At 77.2% G+C, this 1,345-nt stretch carries 1 protein-coding gene; it reads left to right on the forward strand.

Annotated features, from left to right (window positions below; all coding sequences use genetic code 11):
* A partial coding sequence (locus tag NJ376_RS28450; RefSeq protein WP_252956714.1) for a tetratricopeptide repeat protein occupies window positions 1–1,284 on the forward strand: 1,284 nt, incomplete at its 5' end.
* Window positions 1,285–1,345: the final 61 nt, after the last annotated feature.

Genomic DNA, 1,345 nt, shown 5'->3' on the forward strand with positions numbered 1-1,345 from the left:
CAGGCGGCGGAGGCGGCCCTCGCCCTGCTGGCCGGTGCGGTGCCGGGCGCCGTCGCCCCGGCCGTCGCCGCGCCCGCCCTGCTGCTCCGCGCCCATGCCCGCCAGGCCTGCGGCCGGCTGGACCAGGCAATCGACGATGCCGCCGCGGCGGTGATGGCGGTGCCGGCCGACCCCGGCGCCAAGCTCGCCCTCGGCAACATCCTCGCCGAGCGCGGCCGCTTCGACGAGGCGATCTTCTTCCTCGGCGAGGCCTTCCGGGCCCGGCCGGAGGATGCGCTGATCCAGCTCCGCCTCGGCCAGGCCTTCATGCTGGCGAAGAAGCATGAGGCGGCGGCGGAGATCCTCGCCCATTGCGTCGCCCGCCACCCGGACCTGCCCGGCGCCGCGGCGCTGGAGGCGCAGAACCGGCTGGTCGCGGGCGATGCCGTCGGCGCCGCCGCCCTGGCCCGCGCGGCGCTCGCCCGCGGCCTGACGGAAGCCGCGCTGCACAGCGTCCTCGCCCATGCGCTGATCGCCGAGGCGGATACCGAAGGCGCCGCCCGGCACCTGACCGCGGCGGCCCGGCTGGCGCCGGAGAATCCCTACCTCGCCCATCTGGCCGCGGCGCTCGGCGGGGAGGCGGCGGTGGCCCCCGAACGCGCCGCGGATGACTATGTCCGCACCCTCTTCGACGGCTACGCCCCGCGCTTCGAGGCCTCGCTGATCCAGCTCGGCTATCGTGTGCCGGGGCTGATGCGCCACCAGGTGGAAACCCTGCTGCCGGAGGTTGCGGCCGGCACCGCCCGGCTCGGCCCGGTGCTGGATCTCGGCTGCGGCACCGGCCTCATCGGCGTCGCGCTCTGCGACCTGCTGCACGGCCCGCTCACCGGCATCGACCTTTCCCGCCGGATGCTGGAGCAGGCCGCCGCCAAGGGCATCTATGCGCGGCTCGAGGAGGCGGAGGCGACCGCCGCCCTCCACGGCCCCCTGGCCCTGCCGCCCCAGGCGCTGATCACCGCCGCCGACCTGTTCTGCTATTTCGGCAGGCTGGAAGCCCTGCTCGCCGGCTGCCGCGCCCGCCTGGCGCCGGAGGGGCTGCTGCTCTTCAGCGTGGAGGCGGCGCCGCCCGGTGCGCGGTGGCAGCTCGGCGCCAATGGCCGTTTCCGCCACGCGCCGGACTACGTCGCCGCCGCCCTCGCCGCCTGCGGGCTGGAAGCGGTGGAATGGCGGGAGGAGCCGCTGCGGCGCGAGGCGGACGGGGTGGTGGATGGCCTGCTGGTGGCGGCCCGTGTCGCCCGCCACTGAGCCCGACGCCGCCCGGCTTGCATCGGCGCCGCCGGGCGCCCCGGCGGCGGCCGGCCGCGTC

This window comes from Siccirubricoccus soli, assembly GCF_024178315.1.
Taxonomy (GTDB): domain Bacteria; phylum Pseudomonadota; class Alphaproteobacteria; order Acetobacterales; family Acetobacteraceae; genus Siccirubricoccus; species Siccirubricoccus soli.